Genomic DNA, 21762 nt, shown 5'->3' on the forward strand with positions numbered 1-21762 from the left:
CAGCCAGGTCTCGAACAGCACGAACAGGGTGAAGGCCCACTGGATCGCCGCCCGGTCGAAGCCGAACTTCTTCTGGATGTCGGGGACGAAGAACGTCCACCCGTATTGCAGGTTGGCGATCATCACCATGCAGATCACGCCGATCACCAGCTGACCCCAGCGCCCGAAGGGCGGTGCGGAGGCCGTGCCCAGGGTCGGATGGGTGGTCCCGCCCGAACGTGGGGTGGCGGCGCGAACGGTCATGACCGTTTTCCTCAATGTCTCGTCTGTTGTTTGCCGAGTTCTAGCCAGGAATATTTTGAATTCAAGAAACTTTGCTGGCAATGGCGCCGCAAGCCGAAACAAAAAATTTGGATAGCGCGTATAAAAAATTCAAACTCTTGCTGCAAAGGCCTTTAACTTCACATCAGTGCTGCGATGCGGAGTTCCTTACCCGGATCTGTCGGGAATCGTACAATTCCACGGCCTCGGATCGGAACATTTCAGCAATTGTTATCGTTCGGCTTTCGACCTCGCGGTGCCCGGCGCATCCCGCGTCCAGGCCTCCCCACGCGATCATGAGGATCATTTCGATGAGCAGCACCACCGACAAGATCAAGGGTCTCGCCAACGAAGCCGTCGGCAACATCAAGCAGGGTGTCGGCTCGGCCACGGGCAACGAGAAGCTGCAGGCCGAAGGCAAGGCGCAGGAGCTGAAGGGCGAGGCCCAGAAGACCGTGGGTGATGCCAAGGACGGGATCAAGGGCGCGGCTCAGAGCGCCGCCGACGCCGTCAAGAAGATCTGACGATCCGACCCGAAGGCCAGTCCGGTGAGGGGGGATCCGTCCCCTCACCGTTGGACCGACGTCCAGGCGACGTCCGGCCGAGACAGAATCAAAGACCGAACAACGATTCAGGAGCCCAGACCGGGAGTATGATTCAGGGCCGATGCCCGGATCCGTGCGACGGCAGAATGGATCGGTCCCACGCCCTTCCATCGGCTCGCGAATGGAGATGTGTCCATGAACAGAGATCATTTCGACGGTGGCGTCCGAAACCTGCAGGGTCGCGGTAAGACGGCTCTCGGCGCCGTGACGGGCCGTGCGCGTCAGCAGGTCGAAGGTGCGTACGATCAGGCCGCCGGCGCGGCGCAATACGCGTATGGCGAAGCGCGCGACACGGTGAACGACCTGCGTCGCGATGGTGAGCGTTTCATCGACGAGGCGAGTGCGCGTGCCCATGCCCTGGCCGACGAAGCGGAGCAGCGTCGCCAGGCGATCGCCGACCGTGGGTACGCCCTGGCCGACGAAGCGCAGCGCCGCGGCCGTCACTACCGGGGTGAAGCCGTGCGGCACGGCCGGGCGGTGGCGGCTCGGGCAGACGAAAACAAGGCCGTCACTCTCGCCCTCGTGGCGGCGGCGGCCTTCGGGCTCGGATGGCTGTTGCGCCCCTCGCGCTGAGGCCGAGATCCGGACACCCTTCTTGTAAGGGCCCATTCGGCCTAGAAGACCACCCTGGCGGCGTAGGGCCGCGAGGGGAATGACGGCCATGGCGGTGCGGAACTGGTTCGATCTCACGACCGGCGAGATCGCATCCGCCATGGGCCGCTCCATCGCCATCCTCCCTGTGGCGGCGGTGGAGCAGCATGGCCCGCATCTGCCGCTCTCCACCGACGTCACCATCGCCGAAGGCTATCTCGCCAAGTTGGCCGACCTCGATGCGGGCGAACTCGACATCCTGGTCCTGCCGGTTCAGAGCATCGGTAAATCGGATGAGCACGACGCGTTTCCCGGCACGCTCACGCTAACGGCCGAGACGGCCTTGCGGGCGTGGGGCGAGATCGGCCGCAGCCTTCATCGCGCCGGATGCGGCAAGCTCGTCATCGTCACCTCGCATGGTGGCAACAGTGGTCTCATCGATCTCGTGGCGAGCGACCTGCGCAGTCTCGGCATGCTCGCCGTCACCACGGCCTGGAGCCGGTTCGGCTATCCGCCGGGCCTCTTTCCCGACGACGAGATCAGACATGGCATCCATGCCGGGGCTATCGAGACGGCGCTGATGCTGGCGCTGAAACCCGATGCGGTGCGCCGTCCGGCCGTCGCCGATTTCGAGCCCCGCTCGGTGGCGATGGAGCGCGACTTCACCCATCTGCGCGCCGGCCGCCCGGCGGCCTTCGCCTGGAAGTCGCAGGACCTTCACCCTTCGGGCGCCATCGGCAACGCGACGCTCGGCACGCGCGAGGCCGGCCTCGCGGCCCTCGACCACGGTGCGAGAGCCTTCCTCGAACTTCTGCGCGACGTGGACCGCTTTCGCCTCGATCCGTGAGGCGCCTTCGCGGCGCCTAATCCTCGTCCTCGGTCTCCGGGGTGCGGCCGGGCCAGGTGACGATCTGGTCGAGGAGTTCGTCGGTGGTGAACTCCTCTTCGTTGCCCGAGATCCGGCCGCGCACCGAGATGCCGGCTTCGTGGACGCTGGCCTGGCGGCCTGAGACGAGGGGATGCCATGGATAGAGATCCTGCCCGTCGCGCACGAGGCGATAGGCGCAGGTCGGCGGCAGCCAGGGGATGGTGCGGACCGCCTCCGGCGTCAGGCGGACGCAATCGGGCACCCGTCTCTGGCGGTTGACGTAATCGCGGCAGTTGCAGGCGAGCCCGTCGAGGAGGGTGCAGCCGACATCGGTGTGGTAGACCTCGCCGGTATCGTCATCCTCGAGCTTGAGCAGGCAGCACCGGCCGCAGCCGTCGCACAGGCTCTCCCACTCGGACGACGACATCTCGTCGAGGGTCTTCTCCCGCCAGAATGGCTTCGATGGCTCGGGCGCCATCGCGTCCGGGGCAAGGAGGGGGGATGTGCGGTCCCTCATCGGGAGCACCTTCGGGGTTCGGAACGGGAGGGCGGAGCGCGCAGGCTCCTTGACGCATGTGGGCCTGATCGGCAAGCCGCGCCACCTCCGCGCCCCATTCCCGGATCAAGGTTGACGAAGGGTTATTCTCGCCGGCGTCGCGACGTTTTCGCTTTCCGACGCATTATGGTGGCAAGCCGGCCGTGCCGCCCCCGCGGAAGGGCGGACGATGTGCTTTGCCGGGCCTCGCGAAGACGCGCGGAGCTTGGTAGTGCTTGACCTGCGGCATCGGTGAGCGGTGCCGGCCGTGCGTTGAGGGACAGAGATCACGTCGTGCGCCTGCCCAAAGCCACCTCGCTCCTGACGCGCCTGAAACGCGCCGCCCTCGGCTTCGACGCCTGGGTGAATGCGAGCTTGTACGATAGCGGCCGCTCCACCGCCGAGATCTACGAGCGTTTCCAGCAGCGTATGCAGGTCTTCTCGGTGCGCGGCTGGAAGCGCGTCGCCCTCGACCTCACCAGCGAGGGGGTGACGCTCGGCACCGGCGGCGCCGTACTGATGCTGGCCCTCGCGCAGCCCGCCTTCAACCTCACCAGCGAGAATTGGCTGAAGCAGCAGGATCTCGCCGTCACCTTCCTCGACCGCTACGGCGTCGAGGTGGGGCGGCGCGGGATCAAGCACGACGATTCGCTGAAGCTCGACGACTTTCCCGACAGCATGATCAAGGCGCTGGTCTCCACCGAGGACCGGCGCTTCTACGAGCATTGGGGCATCGACCCGATCGGCACGGCGCGCGCGCTCGTGTCGAACTCGCGCGGCGGCGGCAACACGCAGGGCGGTTCCTCCATCACCCAGCAGCTCGCCAAGAACCTGTTCCTTACCAACGAGCGCTCCCTAGAGCGCAAGATCAACGAGGCGTTCCTGGCGCTGTGGCTCGAGAGCCATCTCAGCAAGAATGAGATTCTCAAGCTCTATCTCGACCGTGCCTATATGGGCGGCGGCACCTTCGGCGCGGTCGCGGCGGCCGATTACTATTTCGGCAAGCCCCTGAAGGACGTGAGCCTCGCCGAAGCCGCGATGCTGGCCGGCCTGTTCAAGGCACCGACGAAATATGCGCCGCATGTGAACCTGCCGGCGGCCCGCGCCCGCGCGGTGGACGTGCTCCACAACATGGTGGAAGCCGGCTTCGTCACCGAAGGCCAGATCCAAACGGCATTGCGCAACCCGGCGACGCCGGTGACCCGCACCCGCGACATCACCGCCGATTACTACCTCGACTGGGCCTTCGGCGAGATCAAGGGCATGGCGGATGCCGGCAAGCTGCGCGGAGACCGCGTGCTGATCGTGAAGACCCCCCTCGACATCGGCATCCAGAAACGTGCCGACCAGGCGGTGGAGAACATCCTGCGCCAGTACGGCGACCAGTACGACGTGGACGAGGCCGCCATGGTCATCCTCGATCCGGACGGGGCGCTGCGTGCCATGGTCGGCGGGGCCGATTACGGCGAGAGCCAGTTCAACCGGGCCACCGATTCCCTGCGCCAGCCGGGCTCCTCGTTCAAACCCTACGTCTATGCGGCGGGCCTCGCCGCCGGCCTCTACCGGCCCGACACCCGGGTGGTGGACCGGCCGATCTGCCTCGGGAACTGGTGCCCGCAGAATTACGGCCGCTCGTTCTCCGGCGCCACCAACCTCACCGTGGCGGTGGCGAAATCCATCAATACGATTCCGATCCAGATCTCGGTCGCACTCGGCAAGGCCATCGGCATCAAGGGTGATTATCCCGCCGCCAAGGCCGGACGCGCCAAGATCATCGACATGGCCCATCGCATGGGCATCACCACCCCGCTCACCGATTCCGTCTCGCTTCCCATCGGCTCGGCGGAGGTGAACGTCATCGATCAGGCGGCGGCCTATGCGGTGTTCGCCAATGGCGGTCGCAAAGCCAAGCCTTACGCGGCCATGGAGGTGAAGAACTCCTCGGGCGAGGTGATCTACCGCCATGCCGACGAGAAGCCCGAGCAGATCCTCTCGCCCCAGGTCGTGGCCGACATGAACTTCATGTTGAACAAGGTGGTGGAGGAGGGGACCGGCCGTCGCGCGCAGCTCGACGGCATCAAGGTCGCCGGCAAATCCGGCACGACCAACGCCTACAAGGATGCTTGGTTCGTGGCCTATACCGGCAATTACGTGGGCGCCGTCTGGTTCGGAAACGACGATTCCACCTCCACCAACAAGATGACCGGCGGTTCGCTTCCCGCCATGGCCTGGCACGACGTGATGGAAACGGCTCACCAAGGCATCGAGTTGAAGGCGATGCCGGGCCTCAAGGAGAACACCCGTCCGATGGCGCAGGCCGGGTCGTCCTCGCCACCCAACGCTGCCGCCAGCGCGGCCGGCAAGCTCTCGCGGCGCTCGTTCGAGGTCATCGGCAGCATGAACGGCCTGTTCCGCACCGTGGAGGCGCCGCCGCCCGCCGCCGCCCGCGCCGCCGCTGGGGAGACCACGGGCGCCGTCGCCGATGGCGCCCGCCCGGTCGGCCGCATCGGCATTCCGTAGCGACGGTGTCCACAGGGCCCCAGGATGTCAGCCGCCGCATGAGCACCACAGATCACCCTGCCCGGTCCGGCGCGATGCCCGGCATCGCGGGCGTCGCCGGCCGGGGAAGCCGGGTCTTTCGCGCCGTCCTGAGTCGGACCTCGCGCGTCGGGCTCGTCTTCTACACCCTCGCCCTCGGCGCGGGCTTGGGGTTGGCGACGGCGGATTACGCCACGCGGGGCGGCTATCCGTTCGGTGGCGTTTCGGTGGGGAGCTGGATCGCGTGGCCGCGCACGGGCTCCCTCGGCGCCGACCCCTATGCCCGCGCGGTGAATGCCCGGCGCGGTGAGATTCCCCTGGCGGTGGGAGAGGGGCTGCTTCTCACCGCCTCCCAGGACGACGAGGGCCGCGCCCTCAATGCCGCCTGCACCTACCGGATCGCCGGCGCGACGCCTCCCGCCAGGGCCTGGACCATTACCGTCGCCGGGCGCGGCAAGCGTGACCCCGAACGGCCTGTGCTGCGCGAGGGCTTCACCTCCACGGAGGTTCTGCGCGACGTCGACGGGCGCTTCTCCATCGTGCTCGCTTCGGACGTCCAGCCCGGCAACTGGCTGCCCATGCCGCGCGCCGCCGGGCCGGTGCGGCTCGCGCTCCGTCTCTACGACACGCCGGTGGCGGCCAGCGCCGGCACGGTGGAGCGGTCTGCGGTTCCCACGATCTCCCGCACGGAATGCGCGGAATGAACCCGACCGGCCGTTTCCTTCTCGCGACCCTCGCCGGCCTCGTCCTGGCGGGGCTGGTCCATATCGCCGTGGTGCTCGCGATCCCGAGCCTGTCGGAATCCGACGCCCTGACGAAGGCGCGCACCAGCGAGGCCCTGGACCACGCGATGCCGGTCTATACGCTCTCCACCGGCATCAACCCGGCCCCCACCGAGGCGTGGCTGCCGATCCCCGATCCCTCGGTCGCGGTGGGTATCTGCGCCTACAACCTCGCCGATGGCCCGATGCGGGTCTCCGCCCGGACCGGCGCGCTGATGCTGTCCCTGGCCGTCCATGGGCGGCGGGGAGCCTTCTACGCCGTCACCGACCAGGCGGCGGTGCGCGGCGCCCTGGACCTCGTGATCCTCACCCGCGCCCAATACGACGAGGCCCTGGCCAACGAGGACGAGAACGACGTGAGCCGCGACGTGCGCATCGTCGCCACAGAACGGGAGGGTTTCGTGGTGGTGCGCGTGGTCGCGGCCCTTCCGAGCCAGCGGCAGGCGGCGAACGAGGCGGTCCAGGCCGTCTCCTGCACCATCGACAGTCCCACCGAGGACGCCGCGAAATCCGGCGGCTGACGGCCGACCGACGCCCTGTCCGGGCGGGCGGCCCGTCTCAGTATTTCGCGACGATGGGTCGGGCGGCCTGGGGGGCGGGTGCCTCCACCAATCCGCAGCGCGCTTCGGCCGCCGCCGGGAGCAGCGGGTCGAGCATCACCCGGCGCCCGTCGAGACCGGCGAGACTGCGCTCGACCGATACGGCCTCGACCGAGGGGACCTCCACGAGGAGATGCTGCAGGGCGTAGCGGTAACGCTCCGCGCGAACCCCCGTCTCCAGCCGGACCCAGGCCACGAGGCAGCGGTTCTCGGCCACCCGCATGGCGGCCTGCCGGATGCTCTCGTCGTCGAGGCTCTTCACGAAGGGCAGGCTGCGCAGGCGCAGGGTATCGGCATTCGCCACCCGCGCCGCCGTGGCCACGAAGAGCGGGATCAGGCGCGCATCCGCCGTGATGTCGTCCGCCAGTCGGCGATAGCGCGAGACGGGCGAGCGAAAGGGTTCCGCGACCAGGGCGGCATGATAGCTGGTGACGTCGTCCTCGCGCCAGCTCGGCGGCAGCACGCGGGTGCGGGTGAGGTTGGCCAGGGCGTCGGTGAAGGTCTCGCTCTCCGCCGCCGGCATCAGGAAGCGCCAGGCCCGGTCGCGCAGGGTGCGCTCGTCGTCGGTGAGGGAAAAATCCGAGGCCGGCTCGTTGCGGTATTGCGCGGCCAAGGTGCCGGTGGTCGCCACGAGGCTGTTCCAGGCGCTCGGGGCCGGGCGGCCGAAATCGCCTTTCTGGGCGCAGCCGCCCATCAGCAGCATCGCGGCAGCGGATGCGGTCTTGATCAAGCGCCCAGTGGGGGGGACGGGGTGGGACGCCGGCATCGCACTTCCTCGGGTTGACGGTGCCTGCTCGGGCCTCACGGTGACCGGAGGCGTGGGGTGTCAGGAGTGCCGGCGCTGCCGGGGAGCGGATATCTCCGGTTCGGGCATGCGCTCGTAGCGGACGCCGGTGAACAGCAGGATCTCGCCGCGCGTGGCTCTGTCGTTCTCGTCATCCCGGCGGAACCGGCGACCGGAGCCCTGGCGGAACGCCACGACGCTGGCCGTCGGCAGCGGCAGCGAACGGTCTCCCAGACCGACCGATGGCTCACTGGGGTGTGTTTTGGCACTCTGGGACTTGCGGTCAGGCGTCATCGCTGGCGATCCCATCGATCCTCGATACGCACCACCCGAACCCGTCGGAAACGTCCCCTCGAACTCTCCCGGGACGGATCCCGTCGAATTCTCAATCGATCGTGATGCAGAGCGGAGAGCATCACGAGGTGGTTAATGAAAAGTTTCCGCTCTCCATCGAATCGCGGGAGAGCGCCGGGCGGTGGCGGCAGGGACCGAATCTCCGTGGTAATTTCGCCGCAGCCGCGACGCCCGTCGGAACTGAAGCCACGGAATCTGCTCTGGCTTGCAACTTGCTTGGAATTTTACTGCCCATGGCGGGCGTTTCCTCCCTTGCACTCGGCCCCGCTCCCCAATGAGCGGGGCCTTTTTGTCGAGGGATCTCTAAAAACTGTGACCGGGGCGCCACGCCCATGGTTCCGCTCATATCCAGCCGGAACCGGGACGGTGTCCCGCGCGCTTGCTAAGCCATGGCTGCGCCCGATATGCCGCCACACACCGATCCGAGCGAAGGACAACGCAGAATGCGCGTGGCGACCACACGATCCTCCAGCCCCTCGAAGGGCCGGTCCCTGGCCCTGAAGGCTGCTCCTTTCGCCCTCTTGCTTTTTGCCGCCGGCCCGGCCCAGGCCCAGCGTGAAGACCAGGGCCTGCAACTCGGCTGCGCCAACGATTATTTCCGCCTCTGTGCCGGCGTCGATCCCAACAGTAACGAGGCCGAGAAGTGCATGGAGCGCAACCGTCCCCGCCTGTCGGCCGAATGCCGCAACGCCATCGGCGATTACGACCGTCGCAGCGGTGGCAAGTCCCGGTAAGGGGCAGGCCCGGCCTCCGACATATCCCAGCAAGAAGCCTGTCGACGGAAGCCAGGCCATCGAATAGGCCTGCGACTCCGGTCGAAGACCGGGGGCGGCTCCCCCGACCTTCGACCATGCTCGATCGTAAATGAGGCTCGTGCGCCATGGCCCTGACCGTCGCGGTTCAGATGGACCCGATCCAGGCGATCAGGATCGCCGGTGACACCACCTTCGCTCTGCTATTGGAAGCGCAGGCGCGAGGGTACGATCTCCTGTTCTATACGCCGGACCGGCTCTCCCTGCAGGGGCAGGTGGTGACGGCACGGGTCGAGCCCCTCCGGGTCCAGGATGTGGAAGGCGCTCACGCGACCCTCGGGGCCGTGCAGCGTGTCGACCTCGCCGATGTGGATGTAGTCCTGATGCGCCAGGACCCGCCCTTCGACATGGCCTACATCACCGCGACCCACATGCTCGAGCGGATCCATCCTCGGACCCTGGTGGTGAACAACCCGGCCGAGGTGCGCAACGCGCCCGAGAAGCTGTTCGTCCTCGATTTCCCGAAGCTGATGCCGCCGACCCTGATCACCCGCGACAAGGCGGAGATCGAGGCGTTCCGCACCGAGCACGGCGCCATCGTCATGAAGCCTCTCCACGGACATGGCGGCGCGGCGGTGTTCCGGGTGTTGCCGGAGGACGCCAATTTCGGTTCGATGTTCGATCTGTTCTCGGTGACGTTCCGCGAGCCCTGGGTGGTCCAGCGCTTCCTGCCGAAGATCACCGAGGGCGACAAGCGCATCATTCTGGTGGACGGCGAGCCGCTGGGCGCCATCAACCGTGTCCCGGCGCTCAACGACATCCGCTCCAACATGGTGCGCGGCGGCGCCGCCTCCCCCTCGGACCTTACCGAGCGCGAGCGGGAAATCTGCGCCACGATCGGGCCGGAGCTTCGCCGGCGCGGCCTCATCCTCGTCGGCATCGACGTCATCGACGGCAACCTCACCGAGATCAACGTCACCTCTCCCACGGGCATCCGCGCCATCAAGCGGCTCGGTGGACCGGATCTCGCGGTCTCAGTCTGGGATGCGATCGAAGGGCGGCTCTCCGCCTCGGTCGGACGGGATTAAGCCGCCTTTAAGCGCGGCAGCCTAACGCTCGGGGCCGGTTTCAAACCCTCCGGCCCGGTCGATGTACCCCATCACGCAAAGCCATTCTTCCGGCCGGTTCGCCGGCACCGGCCGGTGAGTGGCCGCGCCCTGCCCATACGGCTCGCCCGGATGATCCTGGTCGGCGGCATCGCGACCCTGCTCTATGCCTGCCTGAGCCTAGTGGGGACGACGGTGGTCGGGCTTCCGCTTCCCCTGGCCTCGCCCCTTTCCTACGCCCTCGCCTCGCTCTGGTCCTATGCCGGTCATCGCTGGCTGACCTTCGGCGACAGACGGCCGGCGCCTCGCGCGGCGTTGCGGTTTTCCCTTCTGACCATGGCCGGCTACGGCGCGGCCGCAGCGATCCCCGCCATCGTCGGCGGGATCTTCGAGGGGCCTTCCTGGCTCTCGATCCTCGCCGTCTGCACCGGGATTCCCGCTGGGAATTACGTGATCCTGAGCCGGCACATCTTTTCCGAGATGCCACAGGATCCTCGACAGCCGGTAGGGCATACGGGATGAGATCCGATCCGGCCTCCATCCCAATCTCGAGGCAGTCCCCCGGCGGGGCGTCGCGACCGTTCGTGCCGGTAGCGTGGGGTGCCTCCTCGATCCTCGTGTTCCTGGTCGTGGTCCTCACGCTGTCCATCCGCGCCGGTCAGCTGCTCAACGATCCCGACAGCCAGTGGCACATGGCCATCGGCCGCTGGATCGTCGCACATCGCGCCGTGCCCTGGACGGACCTGTTCTCCCACACCTTTGCCGGATCGCCCTGGATCGCGAAGGAATGGGCCTCGCAGGTGCTGTTTTATGGGGCCTATGCGGTCGCCGGCTGGTGGGGCGTCTGCATGCTCAGCATCCTGGTCGTTGCCGGCTCGCTGGCCGGCCTGCACCTGTGGCTGCAACGCCGTGTTACCGCTACAGCGGCGCTGATGGTGGTCACGGCCGTGTTCGTGGTCCTCGCGCCGCACCTGCTCGCACGCCCGCACATCCTCACGGTGCCGGTCCTCCTCGTCTGGATGACGGGCCTCGTGGCGGCACTGGAGCGAGGGAGGGCACCGTCGTTCTGGCTCATCCCGGTGATGGTGGCCTGGGCCAATCTACACGGAAGCTACCCGATCGGCCTCGTCATCGCCGGTATCCTCGCAGGCGAGGGCGTGCTCTCCGGCTCCCGCTCCGAATGGATCGGTGGGGCTTTGCGATGGGCACGCTTCCTCGCCCTCGCCACAGTCGCATCCTGCCTGACACCCTATGGCTACGCTCCGTTTCTCGTGAATCTCGGCCTGTTCAACAGCGGCGAATCCCTGCCCTTCATCGACGAATGGCAGCCCCTCGGACTGAACGGCGCAGGCATCGTCGCCGTCGCGATGTTCATCGGCAGTATCGTGGTGCTGCTGACAGCCCCCCGAAAAACCCTGTTCCGGCTCGGCGTGGTCACGCTCCTCGGGGTGATGATGATCCGCCACGCGCGCTTCGCGGACCTGTTCGTCCTGGCAGCGCCGATCCTCGTGGTGGGGCATGCCATGGCGCGATTCCCGGCGCTGCGTGGCGCTCCGACCATCGCCGCCTCACGGGGGCTCGGCCTCATTATTCTGGCCTGTACCCTCGCGGCGATCACGATAGCGGCCCTGGTCTCGCCGCGTCCTAGCGAAGCGATGACGCCCCAGGCCGCCCTGGACGCGGCGCGCGCCCAGGACCTCACCGGCCCGGTCTACAACGACTACGATTTCGGCGGTTTCTTGATCCGCTCCGGCGTGCCGACCTTCATCGACGGGCGCAGCGACCAGCTCTTCCTCGGCGGCTTCATGAACGGCCTCGACCGGGCGCTCGCCGCATCGGAGCCCGACCGCTTCGCCGCCCTGCTGGCGCGTTACCGCGTCACCTGGGCGCTCGTGCGGAGGGAGGGGCGGAGCGCCGATCACCTGCGCCGCTTGAAGGGCTGGCGCCTCCTCCATGAGGACGAGACCGCCGCGGTGTATCATGAGGCCGGCGGCGCGCCCGCCGCTCGGTAGCAGCCCGTATGTCCCCGGACGAAGCGGATGCCGGCCGGGATCCGCCTCGGACGGAGCGGCCTCGTCCCCTTAGCCCTTCGAGGCGTGGACCGCGAGTTCCGGCTTGCGGTTCAGGGTCTGGAACACGACGCAATAGCGCTCGGTCAGCTTCAAGAGCTGGTCGAGCTTCTCCTGCGGCGCATCGGTGTCGAGGGCGAAGTTCAGGCGGATCGCGCGAAAGCCCACCGGGGCTTCCTTGTCGACGCCCAGGGTGCCGCGGAAATCGAGGTCGCCCTCGGCGCTCACCGTACCGGCGCGCAAGTCGATCTCGAGGGCGGTCGCCACGGCCTTGATCGTGACGCCGGCACAGGCCACCAGCGCCTCGAGCAACATGTCGCCCGAGCAGAGTTCGAGGCCCGAACCGCCGGTGGCAGGGTGCAGCCCGGCGACGGCGAGTGCCCGCCCGGTCTCGACCTTGCAGGCGATGGAGGTGTCGTCCAGCGTGCCCTTGGCCTTAAGGGTAATGACGGCGGATTCCGGCGCGCTGCGGTACTGGCCCTTGAGCGGGGCCTGGAGCGAGCGCAGGGTGGTGGCGTCCATCGGTTGCTTCCTCGATCGTTTTCGTGGTTGCGTCCGCGTCTAGCGTGGCCCGGGCCGGGACGCCAGGGTAGGCTTCACCACCATTGCGCCGCCTCGATGGGCGCCTCCGCCTGCGCCGGCTTCAGCGAGCGGTCCAGGGCGGCGAGGATGCGGCGGGTGGCGGCCTCGCTATGGGGCGAGGCCGGATCGCGCGGGCGGGCCAGCGCCAGGGGGATCGCATCGTCGAGGCGGCCTGGCTTGGGGCGCATCACCACCGCCCGGTCGGCCAGCGCCACCGCCTCCCCGACATCGTGGGTGACGATGAGGATCGTCGGCTTCGTCTCCTGCCAGAGGGCGAGGAGATGGCCGTGCAAGTCCTTGCGGGTGAAGGCGTCCAGGGCCGAGAACGGCTCGTCGAGGAGGAGCACGCGCGGGTTCGCCACGAAGGCGCGGGCGATGGACACGCGCTGCTGCTGCCCACCCGAGAGTTCCCGGGGCCAGCGGCCCGCATGCTCGGCGAGCCCGACCATGTCCAGGGCATGGGCGACGCGGGCCTTGCGTTCGGCTTTGGCGAGGTGGCTCAGGCCGAAGCCCACATTGTCGGCGACATCGAGCCAGGGCAGCAGGCGCGGCTCCTGGAAGACGAGGCCGACTCCTGGATGCGGCGCTGCGATCGTCTCCCCGTCGAGGGCGATGCTGCCCTCGCTCGCCCGGTCGAGCCCGGCGACGAGCCGCAGCAAGGTGGTCTTGCCACAGCCCGATCCGCCGATGAGCGCCACGATCTCGCCCTGCGGCACGGCGAGGTCGATGCGCTCCAGCGCCCGCGTGCCGTCGGAATAGGTCTTGGACAGGCTATCGAGGGTGAGCATCGCGGGGCGCCAGCCTTCTTCGAACCGGTGAGGGGACCTACAACGTCTCCCGTGCCGTGTCCTGCCAGCGCGTGAGAGGCCGGGTCGCGGCGACGAGAACGGTATCGGCGAGCTTGCCAAGGATGGCAAAGGCGATGATCGCGGCGAGGATCTGGTCGGCCTTGCTGAATTGCTGCCCGTCGATGAGGAGGTAGCCGAGCCCCTCCGAGGCGCCCATCAGCTCGGCGGCGACCACGAACAGGAAGCCGAGGCCGAGGCCGGTGCGGAGCGCAGTGAGGGTCGCCGGAAGCACGGCGGGGAGCAGGATGCGCCGGGCGAGCTCCAGGGTCGAGAGCCGGAAGATCCGGCCGACCTCGATCAGCTTCCGGTCCACCGAGGCGATGGCCCCCGCCACCCCGATATAGACCGGAAAGAACACCCCCACCGCGATCAGCGCCACCTTCGGCGTCTCGAGGATGCCGAGCCAGAGGATGAACAGCGGAACCCAGGCGAGCGACGGCACGGCCCGCAACGCCTGAAGCGTCGGATCGAGGATATGTCGGGCGGTGGGAAGCGCCCCGGTGAGGGCGCCCGCCGCGATGCCTGCCACCGCGCCGAAGGCGAAGCCGAGGGCGACGCGCACCAGCGTCGCCTGAACGTGCATCCACAGGTCGCCGGAGGCGGCGAGGTCGTAGAGGGTCACCGCGATCCGGCTCGGCGGGGGCATCAGCCGCCCCTGGGCGAGGCCGGTATGGACGGCGGATTCCCAGCCGATCACCAGGGCGAGGGGCAGGATCAGTCCGAGGGCAACGTGGCCGCCCTGGTCCCATACCGTCTCTCGCCGAGGTTTCGGCGCCGCCTTGGCATCGTCCGCTTCGGGTTCGGCCACGGATCAGCGGGCGGCAGGCGCGAATTGCGGATCGATCAGCCCATCCACCGCCGCCTTCACGTCGGTACCGGCGGGGATCACCCCGGCCTGCTGCAGGGCGATGCCGGCGGCGGCGATCGATTCGGCCTGGGCCTTGCCGATGGCGGGCTGGGTCAGGTCGGTGCGCTCGATCTGCCGGGCGATCACCGGTTCGGGCAGCTTCGTCACGGCCACGAGCGCGCTCTTCAGGGCGTCGGGATTCTTGATCGCATAGGTCCGGGCGGTCTCGTAGGCGGCGATCACGGTGCGGACGAGGTCCGGGTTGGCCTTGGCGAAATCCTCGCGCACGTCTAGGACACCCCAGGTGTTGGCGGCGGCGTCCCGGTAGAACAGCACGTCGTCGTTCTCGATCTCGGAGGCCGCCATCATCGGGTCGAGGCCGGCCCAGGCATCGACGTCGCCCCGGTCGAGGGCGGTGCGCCCGTCGGCATGCTGGAGCAGGACGAGCTTGGCGTCTTTCTCGGTCAGCCCGACGCCCTGGAGCGCACGGATCAGGAAGATGTGCGGGTCGGTGCCGCGGGTCACCGCGATGCGCTTGCCCTTGAGGTCGGCGGGCTTGGCGATGCCGCTGTCCTTGCGGGTGACCAGCGCCGTCCATTCCGGCCGCGAGAAGACGTAGACTGCCTTGATCGGGTTGCCGTTGATCCGGGCGAGCAGAGCCGCGGCCCCGGCCGAGGACCCGAAATCGATGGCGCCGCCATTGAGGAATTCCAGCGCCTTGTTAGAGCCCAGGGACTGGGTCCAGCGCACCGTGATGCCCTTCTCCTTCAGCGCTCCCTCCAGGAAGCCCTTCTCCTTGAGGATCAGGCTCACCGGGTTGTAGGTCGCCCAATCGAGGCGGATCTCCTTGACCTCCGCCGCCTCACCGGGGCGCGGCATCAGCAGAAGCGACGCGGCGCCGCAGATGGCACTCAGGATGGCGCGACGGGACAGAGTCATCGGTCAATCGTCTCCAGGGTCCCGGCAGTGACGCGGGGCATCCGGGGTAGCCAGGACCGTTCGTTTCGTCAAACGATATTTCCGGCAGAGAGAACGATATTCTACGGATTGCCTATCACATCTACGCCTCTGCCTAGCGATGTCTCTGGTGTCCATCCGGGAACATGATAACGGGTTTGCGCATGTTCGATGCTGGCGCCGCCCTCAAAACGGTCCTCACCACTCTCGACCGCGACGTGCGCGAGGCGACGCAGCTGCGCGCGCTTCTCGTTCCGGAGCTTCGGCGCATCATCGAACTCGGCCATGCCGACGCCGAAGCCCGGTTGATGGAGGAGCGCGACGGCACCGCCTGCGCCCAGCGGATCAGCAATCTCACCGATGCGGTGATCCGCACGATCCACGATGCGGTCGTGTGGCGGCTCTACCCCAACGACAATCCCTCCACCGGCGAGCAACTCGCCGTGGTGGCCACCGGCGGCTATGGTCGCGGGACGATGGCGCCGGGGTCGGACATCGATCTCCTGTTCCTGCTGCCCTACAAGCAGACCGCCTGGTCCGAGAGCGTCGTCGAGGCGATGCTTTACGTTCTGTGGGACCTCAAACTGAAGGTCGGCCACGCCACGCGCTCCGTAGAGGAGTGCCTGCGCGAGGGGCGGGCCGACATGACGATCCGCACCTCCCTTCTCGAGGCGCGCTACCTCTTTGGCGCGAGGGCTCTGTACGAGGAGCTGGTGACCCGGTTCGACACCGAACTCGTCATGTGGACGGCGCCGGAATTCGTCGAGGCCAAGCTGCGCGAGCGCGACACCCGCGTCACGAAGGCGGGCGCCTCGCGCTACCTCGTCGAGCCCAACGTCAAGGACGGGAAGGGCGGCCTGCGCGACCTCAACACCCTGTTCTGGATCGCGAAATACACCTACCGCGTCCGCGACCAGAGCGAACTCGTCCCCGCCGGCCTGTTCACGCCGGAAGAGTACCGGGTGTTCGAGCGCTGCGAGGAGCTGCTCTGGCGCGTCCGCTGCCACATGCATTTCGTCACCGGCCGGTCCGAGGAGCGCCTGTCCTTCGGCTTGCAGCCGAGGATCGCCGAGCGGTTCGGCTACGAGCCTCGCGGCGGCCTGTCCGGCGTCGAGCGCTTCATGAAGGCGTATTTCCTGATCGCCAAGGAAGTGGGCGATCTCACTGCCATCGTCTGCGCCGCCCTCGAGGCGCGGCACGCCAAGCGCACCCCGGTCCTCGACCGCTGGATCGGCCGCTTCCGCGATCGCTTCCGCGCCACCGCCATCGAGGCGGAGGATTTCATCGACGATCACGGCCGGATCAACTTGCGCACGGCGGATGCGTTCTCGCGGGATCCCGTGAACCTGATCCGCCTGTTCTGGCTCGCCGACCGCCACAACCTGCCGATCCATCCGGATGCGACGCGGGCCGCCACCCGTTCGCTCCGGCTCATCGGGCATTCCCTGCGCTCGGACACGGAAGCCAATGGGCTCTTCCTCGACGTGCTGACGTCGAAGAACTCACCGGAGACGATCCTGCGGCTGATGAACGAGGTCGGCGTGCTGGGCCGGTTCATCCCCGATTTCGGCCGCATCGTCGCGCTGATGCAGTTCAACATGTACCACCACTATACGGTGGACGAGCACCTGCTGCGCTCGATCGGCGTGCTGGCGGCCATCGATTCCGGCACGGTCTCCGAGGACCACCCCATCGCCACGCGGCTCATCGACACCATCAGCCACCGGCGCGCCCTCTACGTCGCGGTGCTCCTGCACGACATCGCCAAGGGGCGCCCGGAAGACCATTCCATCGCCGGCGCGGCCATCGCCGAGAAGATCGGCCCGCGCTTCGGCCTCACCCAGGCCGAGACCGAGATCGTGGCCTGGCTGGTGGAACACCACCTGCTGATGTCGATGACGGCCCAGAGCCGCGATCTCTCCGACCCGAAGACGATCCAGAAATTCGCCTCCGTGGTGCAGACCATGGAGCGGCTGAAGCTCCTGATGATCCTCACCGTCGCGGACATCAAGGCGGTGGGGCCGGGCGTGTGGACGGCCTGGAAGGGCACGCTGCTGCGCACACTCTACGACGAAACCGAGGTGCTCCTGTCGGGCGGTCATTCCGAGATCGCCCGGACCGACCGGGTCCGCCTCATCCAGATGGGCTTGCGCGAACAACTGGCGGATTGGGATCCGGCCTTCTTCGACGCCTATTCCGCCCGGCACAACCAGGCTTACTGGCTGAAGGTCGACGCCGTCCGGCAGTTCAAGAATGCGGGGTTCGTGCGCGGTGTCATGGAGGACGGGCGCACCGTAGCCACCGTCTACGAGACCGATCCGACCCGGGGCGTGACCGAGATCACGATCTACTCGCCCGATCACCCACGCCTTCTCGCCATCGTCACGGGGGCCTGTGCGGCGCTTGGCGGAAACATCGTCGATGCGCAAATCTTCACCACTACGGACGGCTTCGCCCTCGACTCGATCTTCATCTCACGCGCCTTCGAGCGGGACGACGACGAACTGCGCCGCGCCAAGCGCATCACCACGGCGATCGAGCGGGCGCTGAGGGGCGAGATCCGCATCGCCGATCTCGTGGCGGACCGGCACCCGCCGAGCAACCGCTCCAATACGTTCCTGATCCCCCCGGACATGGCGATCGACAACGCCCTGTCGAGCCGGGAGACCGTGGTGGAGATCACCGGCCTCGACCGGCCGGGCTTGCTCTACGAGTTGACCACCGCCCTCGGGCGCCTCAGCCTCAACATCACGTCGGCCCATGTGGCGACCTTCGGCGAGCGGGCGGTGGACGTCTTCTACGTCACCGATCTCACTGGGACCCGTGTCACCCAGCCCGACCGGCAGGCCGCGATCCGCAACGCGGTGATGGAGATCTTCGCCAGCGACGTTGCCGCTTTGAGGGCGGAGGGGCTGGAAGCACTGGTGGAGTCCCCGCCTCCGCGGGAAGCCTGAGCCCCCTGCAGGCCTGAATCTCGCGGGGGGCTGAGGCGGAGAAGAGGGGCGGGACGGCGCTCGGCTTGATTTCATCCCGCGCGCGTCTGATATCAGCAGCGATCCCGGAGCATGCTGCCGAGCCCCGTCGAGCGGGTTCTCGGCGCCGTGGCCCGACCCCATTCCGATCGACCGCGTGCCGACGGTCTCCGGCGAACGAGACCGGCGACTGGCGCGGGGCGAGCAACCTTGCGATCGACGAAGAGCGATGATGGCGAACGACATGGAGCATGACGGGCAGCGCGCCGAGACGGCGACGGAGACCGACGTGAAGCCCGAGGCGCGCGCGGAGGACAACGCCGTCGCCTTGGCGAGCCTGATCACCGAGCGCGACGAGCTGAAGGATCGCGTCCTGCGCACCTTGGCCGAAATGGAGAACCTGCGCCGGCGCACCGAGCGCGAGGTTGCCGATGCGCGGACCTATGCGGTGACGAATTTCGCGCGCGACATGCTGAACGCGGCCGACAACATCCGTCGTGCGCTGGAGAGCGTGCCGGCGGAGGCCGCCTCCACCGCCGAGGGTCCGCTCAAGGCGCTGATCGACGGAATCGAGCTCACCGAGCGCGATCTCGCCAAGACCCTGGAGCGGCACGGGGTGAAGCTCATCGAGCCTCAGGGCCAGCGCTTCGATCCCAACCGGCATCAGGCGATGTTCGAAGTCCCCAATGCCGAGGTCCCGAACGGCACGGTGGTGCAGGTGATGCAGTCCGGCTACGTCATCGGCGACCGGGTTCTGCGCCCCGCCCTGGTGGGCGTTGCCAAGGGCGGCCCCAAGGCGGCCAATCCGGCGGATGCCGCCTGAGGCATCCGCCCGAACGAATGGCCTCGTCTCGGACGATGCGTCCGCGACGAGGCGACGAGGCCGCTACTTCACCTCGACGCTGTCGATGACCTCCCGGAACTTCGACAGCATGGCACTGCGCTGGTCGGCCCGCACCACGCCGAGCGCGCGGAGGTAGCCGTCCGGCGCGAAGCGGATGGTCTGGGACACAACCACCGGCGTGTTCGAAGGGCCGTCGACCGCGCGGGCGACGATCTCATGCCAGTCGACCCCGTTCTGACGGTAGGTCTGCGAACGCTCGACCGCGAAATCCTTCATCGTCTGGTTTGAATAGAGCGCGGCACGGGCGAAGGCATCGCGCTGCTCCGGCTGGGGCGGCTGCTGGACGGCCTGGGCCAGGACCAGGATGGGCTGTTCGAGATTCAGCATCTGGTCTTTCGGGCCTTGCGTCATCAGGACCGAATTGCCCGCGAGCACCCGGACGGGCCGGAACCCGGCCGACTCGCGGATGCGGAACGGCAGGGCCGCGACCTGCTCGTCCAGGGTCAGTTCCGGCCGGATCTTCACGCTGGTCAGCATGTTCCGCATGGTCTCCGGCGTCTCGGCATCCGGCACGGTCTGGGCGATGATGATGCCCGTGACCGTGGTGTCGCCGACGAGCAGGAGCCATTTCTTGATGGCCGGGGTGGCCGTGCCCTCCGGAGCCGGCTGCTCTCCGGTGAAGAGTACCGCGTCCACGTCGCCCGCGACCTTGATGGCCTCGCGCGTCGCGACGACGAACCCCTGCGTGCGCAGGTTCTCGTCGGTGAAGCTCTTCTCCAGGTCGACGAAGGCCGTCGGCGGCAGCTCGACGATGGAGAGCGTCGCGCCGCCTTCCAGCCGCTCGAATCCCGAGAACCGCTTGGACAGCGCCATGTCCGAGGCCGGCGTGAAGCCGAAGCGCGAGCTCGGCGGGAAGATCGCATCGGCGGCCCAGGCCACGGAGACGGCGCCTGACGAGAGCCCGGCGATCAGGGCCAGTGCCACGACCGGACGGACGAGATTACGCAGACGCATCGGATCGGTTCTCCGCGACGGAGCCGCCTCTCGCGGCTCCGGCCATGTGTTCGAACGCGAGACGTCTCCGTTCAAGGCGAAGGGCTCGCGCGGCCTTCGTGAGGAAGGCTCGCCGACGATGGGTCGGCCCACGCCTTGCCGCTGTCAAGCGTTCCGGTCGCCCCGCGGCGGGGCCGTGGCTCCACGCCGCTGGCCGCGTGTCTCCCGGATTGGGGAGGGAGGACACAGAGGCGTTCCGGAACCATGCACCGATGCCCGACGCGACCTTCGCCGTGCGTTGCATTCAGGCGTCGTGGTCGATGTCCCGCTCGAGCACGGCCTTGCTCTCCACCGTGGTGTCGGATTTGAGCTGATAGACGAGGGGGATACCGGTGGCGATCTCGAGGCTGGCGATGGTTTTCGTGGTCATGCCGTCGAGCACCATCACGAGCGCACGCAGCGAATTGCCGTGGGCGGCCACCAGGACGCGCTCGCCGGACATGACGCGCGGCAGAATGGTCTGGATGTAATAGGGCAGCACGCGTGCCGCGGTGTCTTTCAGGCTCTCTCCGCCGGGGGGAGGGATGTCGTAGGACCGGCGCCACTGGTGGACCTGGGCGTCGCCCCAGCGCTCACGGGCATCGTCCTTGTTGAGGCCCGACAGGTCGCCGTAATCGCGCTCGTTGAGCGCCTCGGACCGGACCGTCTCGATGCCGCCCTGGCCCATCTCCTCCAGGATCAGCGCGCAGGTATGCTGCGCCCGCTGCAAGTTGGAGGTGAAGGCGACATCGAACGCATAGCCCTGCTGCTTCAGCCAGCGGCCGGCGGTCCTGGCCTCGGTGATGCCGAGCTCGGTGAGTTGCGGATCGCGCCAGCCGGTGAAAAGCTTCTTGAGGTTCCATTCGCTCTGGCCGTGGCGAGCGAGGACGAGCAGGCGCTCCATCAGACGTCCATCCTATGTCTCGGTGAATGGTGCGACGCAACAGAATCTGCGCCTGCGGGGCTGGTGTACCGGCCGACCTGAACAGTCAATGACCGGGCGCTCGTATCAGAGCCCGAGGACGTCGGCCATGCCATAGAGGCCCGGAGGTTTGTCATAAGCCCACAACGCCGCCCGCACGGCGCCACGGGCGAAGATGGCGCGGTCCTCGGCATGGTGGCTGATGGTGATGCGCTCGCCGGGTCCGGCGAAGGTCACGCTGTGGTCGCCCACCACCGTGCCGCCACGCAAGGTGGCAAAGCCGATATCGCCGGGACGCCGCGCGCCGGTATGGCCGTCCCGGGTGGAGACGCGGGTCTCGGCAAGGCTGACGCCGCGCCCCTCCGCGACCGCCTCTCCGAGGAGGAGCGCCGTGCCAGAGGGCGCGTCCACCTTCATGCGGTGATGCATCTCGACGATCTCGATATCGAAATCCTCATCCAGCGCGGCGGCGACCTTGCGCACCAGCCCGGCGAGCAGGTTCACGCCCAGCGACATGTTGCCCGAACGCACGATGCGGGCATGGTGCGCCGCCGCAATGAGTTTGGCGATGTCCGTTTCGGCGAGGCCGGTGGTGCCGACGATATGGACGATGCGGGCCTGGGCGGCGAGTTCGGCAAAGAACGTCGTGGCGGCCGGGGCGGTGAAGTCAAGGACGCCGTCGGTGGCGGCAAAGACCGTGAGCGGATCGTCGGTGACGGTGACACCGAGAGGCGGCAGGCCGGCCAGCGCCCCCGCATCCTGGCCGAGGGCCGGCGAGCCCTCGCGCTCGACGGCGCCGCTCAGGGTGCATCCCTCGGCCTCCGCCACCGCCCGGATCAGCATCCGCCCCATGCGCCCCTCGGCGCCGACCACTGCGAGCCGCATCCTGTCGCCCTTCCTCGAAACGTCGAGCC

Annotated in this window: 22 protein-coding genes and 1 pseudogene; 12 read left to right on the plus strand and 11 right to left on the minus strand. The window is 67.9% G+C overall.

Features of this window, described 5'->3' with window-relative positions:
• Positions 1 to 243, minus strand: a pseudogene (locus ASF26_RS07050) (oxalate/formate MFS antiporter); the annotation flags it as partial.
• Positions 244 to 572: 329 nt separating this feature from the next.
• On the opposite strand from ASF26_RS07050, the gene ASF26_RS07055 reads away from it, so the two are divergent.
• From ASF26_RS07055 to ASF26_RS07065, 3 genes are all read left to right on the plus strand, one after another.
• Complete coding sequence (locus ASF26_RS07055; RefSeq protein ID WP_056251411.1) at positions 573 to 785, plus strand: CsbD family protein; 213 nt, start codon at positions 573 to 575, stop codon at positions 783 to 785.
• Positions 786 to 1001: 216 nt separating this feature from the next.
• Positions 1002 to 1439 carry a CsbD family protein gene (locus ASF26_RS07060; RefSeq protein ID WP_056251414.1) on the plus strand — a complete coding sequence of 146 codons (438 nt, stop codon included), beginning with the start codon at positions 1002 to 1004 and terminating at the stop codon, positions 1437 to 1439.
• An 88-nt stretch (positions 1440 to 1527) separates the two neighbouring features.
• On the plus strand, positions 1528 to 2304 hold the full coding sequence (locus ASF26_RS07065; protein WP_056251677.1) for a creatininase family protein: 777 nt from the start codon (positions 1528 to 1530) through the stop codon (positions 2302 to 2304).
• A gap of 16 nt (positions 2305 to 2320) precedes the next feature.
• Here ASF26_RS07065 and ASF26_RS07070 read toward each other — a convergent pair whose 3' ends face one another.
• Entirely contained in the window at positions 2321 to 2842 is a 522-nt protein-coding gene (locus tag ASF26_RS07070) for a YcgN family cysteine cluster protein (protein ID WP_156462902.1), read from the minus strand.
• 312 nt (positions 2843 to 3154) lie between these two features.
• Here ASF26_RS07070 and ASF26_RS07075 point away from each other — a divergent pair, with 312 nt between their 5' ends.
• The 3 genes from ASF26_RS07075 to ASF26_RS07085 all read left to right on the plus strand — a co-directional run bounded on the left by ASF26_RS07075 (position 3155) and on the right by ASF26_RS07085 (position 6701).
• The gene (locus tag ASF26_RS07075) at positions 3155 to 5380 is read left to right on the plus strand and encodes a PBP1A family penicillin-binding protein (protein ID WP_056251418.1); all 2226 of its coding nucleotides are present in this window, start codon (positions 3155 to 3157) and stop codon (positions 5378 to 5380) included.
• A gap of 74 nt (positions 5381 to 5454) precedes the next feature.
• The gene (locus tag ASF26_RS07080) at positions 5455 to 6102 is read left to right on the plus strand and encodes a DUF1214 domain-containing protein (RefSeq protein WP_147832620.1); all 648 of its coding nucleotides are present in this window, start codon (positions 5455 to 5457) and stop codon (positions 6100 to 6102) included.
• Positions 6099 to 6701 carry a hypothetical protein gene (locus tag ASF26_RS07085; protein WP_026176270.1) on the plus strand — a complete coding sequence of 201 codons (603 nt, stop codon included), beginning with the start codon at positions 6099 to 6101 and terminating at the stop codon, positions 6699 to 6701. Before ASF26_RS07080 ends, ASF26_RS07085 begins: the two co-directional genes overlap by 4 nt.
• A 37-nt stretch (positions 6702 to 6738) precedes the next feature.
• Here the strand turns inward: ASF26_RS07085 and ASF26_RS07090 are convergent, their stop codons facing one another.
• Complete coding sequence (locus ASF26_RS07090; RefSeq protein ID WP_051074440.1) at positions 6739 to 7482, minus strand: hypothetical protein; 744 nt, start codon at positions 7480 to 7482, stop codon at positions 6739 to 6741.
• A gap of 123 nt (positions 7483 to 7605) precedes the next feature.
• Entirely contained in the window at positions 7606 to 7857 is a 252-nt protein-coding gene (locus ASF26_RS07095; RefSeq protein ID WP_056251423.1) for a hypothetical protein, read from the minus strand.
• A 503-nt stretch (positions 7858 to 8360) separates the two neighbouring features.
• On the opposite strand from ASF26_RS07095, the gene ASF26_RS07100 reads away from it, so the two are divergent.
• The 4 genes from ASF26_RS07100 to ASF26_RS07115 all read left to right on the plus strand — a co-directional run bounded on the left by ASF26_RS07100 (position 8361) and on the right by ASF26_RS07115 (position 11787).
• The gene (locus tag ASF26_RS07100; protein ID WP_056251427.1) at positions 8361 to 8651 is read left to right on the plus strand and encodes a hypothetical protein; all 291 of its coding nucleotides are present in this window, start codon (positions 8361 to 8363) and stop codon (positions 8649 to 8651) included.
• A 146-nt stretch (positions 8652 to 8797) separates the two neighbouring features.
• Entirely contained in the window at positions 8798 to 9757 is a 960-nt protein-coding gene (gene gshB / locus ASF26_RS07105) for a glutathione synthase (protein ID WP_056251430.1), read from the plus strand.
• Positions 9758 to 9871: 114 nt separating this feature from the next.
• Positions 9872 to 10297, plus strand: coding sequence for a GtrA family protein (locus tag ASF26_RS07110; RefSeq protein WP_244475856.1), 426 nt, complete (start codon positions 9872 to 9874; stop codon positions 10295 to 10297).
• A gap of 62 nt (positions 10298 to 10359) precedes the next feature.
• Positions 10360 to 11787 carry a hypothetical protein gene (locus ASF26_RS07115; protein WP_244475857.1) on the plus strand — a complete coding sequence of 476 codons (1428 nt, stop codon included), beginning with the start codon at positions 10360 to 10362 and terminating at the stop codon, positions 11785 to 11787.
• A gap of 69 nt (positions 11788 to 11856) precedes the next feature.
• Here the strand turns inward: ASF26_RS07115 and ASF26_RS07120 are convergent, their stop codons facing one another.
• The 4 genes from ASF26_RS07120 to ASF26_RS07135 all read right to left on the minus strand — a co-directional run bounded on the left by ASF26_RS07120 (position 11857) and on the right by ASF26_RS07135 (position 15060).
• Positions 11857 to 12366, minus strand: a complete 510-nt coding sequence (locus ASF26_RS07120; RefSeq protein ID WP_056251441.1) for an OsmC family protein — start codon at positions 12364 to 12366, stop codon at positions 11857 to 11859.
• Between the two features lie 74 nt (positions 12367 to 12440).
• Positions 12441 to 13214 carry an ABC transporter ATP-binding protein gene (locus ASF26_RS07125; RefSeq protein WP_056251444.1) on the minus strand — a complete coding sequence of 258 codons (774 nt, stop codon included), beginning with the start codon at positions 13212 to 13214 and terminating at the stop codon, positions 12441 to 12443.
• Positions 13215 to 13251: 37 nt separating this feature from the next.
• A complete protein-coding gene (locus tag ASF26_RS07130; protein ID WP_244475864.1) occupies positions 13252 to 13992 on the minus strand; it encodes an ABC transporter permease in 741 nt (246 codons plus the stop codon).
• Positions 13993 to 14085: 93 nt separating this feature from the next.
• A complete protein-coding gene (locus ASF26_RS07135; RefSeq protein WP_056251449.1) occupies positions 14086 to 15060 on the minus strand; it encodes an aliphatic sulfonate ABC transporter substrate-binding protein in 975 nt (324 codons plus the stop codon).
• 182 nt (positions 15061 to 15242) lie between these two features.
• Here ASF26_RS07135 and ASF26_RS07140 point away from each other — a divergent pair, with 182 nt between their 5' ends.
• Together ASF26_RS07140 and grpE are read left to right on the plus strand one after the other, a co-directional pair.
• Positions 15243 to 18032 carry a [protein-PII] uridylyltransferase gene (locus ASF26_RS07140; RefSeq protein ID WP_056251454.1) on the plus strand — a complete coding sequence of 930 codons (2790 nt, stop codon included), beginning with the start codon at positions 15243 to 15245 and terminating at the stop codon, positions 18030 to 18032.
• 247 nt (positions 18033 to 18279) lie between these two features.
• The gene (grpE, locus tag ASF26_RS07145; protein ID WP_056251457.1) at positions 18280 to 18873 is read left to right on the plus strand and encodes a nucleotide exchange factor GrpE; all 594 of its coding nucleotides are present in this window, start codon (positions 18280 to 18282) and stop codon (positions 18871 to 18873) included.
• 63 nt (positions 18874 to 18936) lie between these two features.
• Here grpE and ASF26_RS07150 read toward each other — a convergent pair whose 3' ends face one another.
• The 3 genes from ASF26_RS07150 to dapB all read right to left on the minus strand — a co-directional run bounded on the left by ASF26_RS07150 (position 18937) and on the right by dapB (position 21733).
• Positions 18937 to 19908 (minus strand): hypothetical protein, encoded by a 972-nt coding sequence (locus tag ASF26_RS07150; protein ID WP_056251462.1) that lies wholly within the window; start codon positions 19906 to 19908, stop codon positions 18937 to 18939.
• A 283-nt stretch (positions 19909 to 20191) separates the two neighbouring features.
• On the minus strand, positions 20192 to 20830 hold the full coding sequence (locus tag ASF26_RS07155; RefSeq protein ID WP_056251465.1) for a 2,3-bisphosphoglycerate-dependent phosphoglycerate mutase: 639 nt from the start codon (positions 20828 to 20830) through the stop codon (positions 20192 to 20194).
• Positions 20831 to 20935: 105 nt separating this feature from the next.
• On the minus strand, positions 20936 to 21733 hold the full coding sequence (gene dapB, locus ASF26_RS07160) for a 4-hydroxy-tetrahydrodipicolinate reductase (protein ID WP_056251470.1): 798 nt from the start codon (positions 21731 to 21733) through the stop codon (positions 20936 to 20938).
• Positions 21734 to 21762: the final 29 nt, after the last annotated feature.

The sequence above is a fragment of the Methylobacterium sp. Leaf93 genome (assembly GCF_001422345.1).
Lineage (GTDB): Bacteria > Pseudomonadota > Alphaproteobacteria > Rhizobiales > Beijerinckiaceae > Methylobacterium > Methylobacterium bullatum.